This is a genomic window from Actinocorallia lasiicapitis (genome assembly GCF_054778695.1).
Map to the genome: position 1 here is coordinate 1 of NZ_BAAGZI010000748.1, position 1,193 is coordinate 1,193.

At 74.9% G+C, this 1,193-nt stretch carries 3 protein-coding genes; 2 read left to right on the plus strand and 1 reads right to left on the minus strand.

Features of this window, described 5'->3' with window-relative positions; all coding sequences use genetic code 11:
* On the plus strand, positions 1-204 hold a 204-nt coding region (locus ACYVE7_RS34320; RefSeq protein ID WP_460370777.1), incomplete at its 5' end, for a hypothetical protein.
* On the opposite strand, the gene ACYVE7_RS34325 is transcribed toward ACYVE7_RS34320, so the two are convergent.
* Positions 146-688 (minus strand): dTDP-4-dehydrorhamnose 3,5-epimerase family protein, encoded by a 543-nt coding sequence (locus tag ACYVE7_RS34325; RefSeq protein WP_460370779.1) that lies wholly within the window; start codon positions 686-688, stop codon positions 146-148. The two genes, ACYVE7_RS34320 and ACYVE7_RS34325, sit on opposite strands and share 59 nt — an antisense overlap.
* Before the next feature lie 5 nt (positions 689-693).
* Here ACYVE7_RS34325 and ACYVE7_RS34330 point away from each other — a divergent pair.
* Positions 694-1,193, plus strand: a 500-nt coding sequence (locus ACYVE7_RS34330) for a glycosyltransferase (protein WP_460370781.1), incomplete at its 3' end; no start/stop codon positions are given.

A 1,193-nucleotide genomic window follows, 5' to 3' on the forward strand; every position in this document is an offset into this window, starting at 1 on the left:
GCCTCCCTGCGCGCGCTGCGCGCCGCCGAGGCGCCCGAGGACCTCGTCCTGGCCTCGGCGCTCACGGCGGGACGGAGCGTCGCGCTGGTCGGCGGGATCTGCACCGTGCTGGTCCTCCTGGCCTTGCTGCGCGGAGTGGAGACGGTCACCCCAGCCGGGGCCGGAGCGCCCGCCAGGACCCGGCGGCGAGATCCCGTTCGCTGATCGCGGTGACGGGCTCGGGCCAGCCGATGCCCAGATCGGGATCGTCGTAACGGACCGACAGGTCCTCCTGCGGCACGTGCTCCCGGTCGATCCGGTAGCACACGTCGGCGTCGGTGAGGGCCTGGAACCCGTGGAGCAGTCCCGGCGGGACGTAGAGGGTCCTACAGGTCTGGTCGTCCAGCCGGACCGTCAGGTTCACGCCGAACGTGGCCGATCCCGGCCGGGCGTCGGTCAGGACGTCCAGGATCGCGCCGCGCGCGCATCGCACCAGCTTCGCCTCGCCCCGTCCCGACCGGCCGTGCATTCCCCGGACCGTGCCGCGCACCGACCGGGACTGGCTGTCCTGGACGAACGCCGCCGGGTCCAGCCCGTGGGCCGCCGCGACGGCCGCGTCGAACGTCCGGGTGAAGAAGCCGCGGTCGTCGTGGCGTGGTTCGGGGACGAAGAGCAGCACCCCCGCGAGCGCCGTTCGCTCTACCCTCATCCTTCGTGGCCCTTCCCGAGGTGAGTGTCGTCATGCCCGCCCACGACGAGGCGGCGGTGATCGGTGACGCGCTGCGGCTGCTGCTCGGCGCGGCCGCCCCCGGCGCCGTCGAGGTGATCGTGGTCGCGAACGCCTGCACCGACCGGACGGCCGAGATCGCGCGCGCCGAGGGCGTCCGGGTGATCGAGGCCGACGTGCCGGGCAAACGGCACGCCCTCGCACTCGGCGACGCGGCCTGCTCGGTCTTCCCGCGCCTCTATCTGGACGCCGACGTGCTCCTCACCGGCCTGCCCGCCCTGCTCGAAGCGCTCGCCGAGCCCGGGGTCCTGGTGTGCGCCCCGGTCCCGGACGCCGATCTGGCGGGCTGCGGCCCGGTGATCCGCCGCGTCCACCGCACCCACGACCGGCTGATGGCCCCCCACCGGGTGATCGCCGGCGCGGGCGCCTACCAGCTCGGCGCGGAGGGCCACGCCCGGGTCTTCCCGCTGCCCGACGGGCTGATCGC

What these genes read in the sequence shown, in the direction of transcription:
- ACYVE7_RS34325 (WP_460370779.1), bottom strand. Translation starts at nt 688, where the DNA reads ATGAGGGTAGAGCGAACGGCGCTCGCGGGGGTGCTGCTCTTCGTCCCC.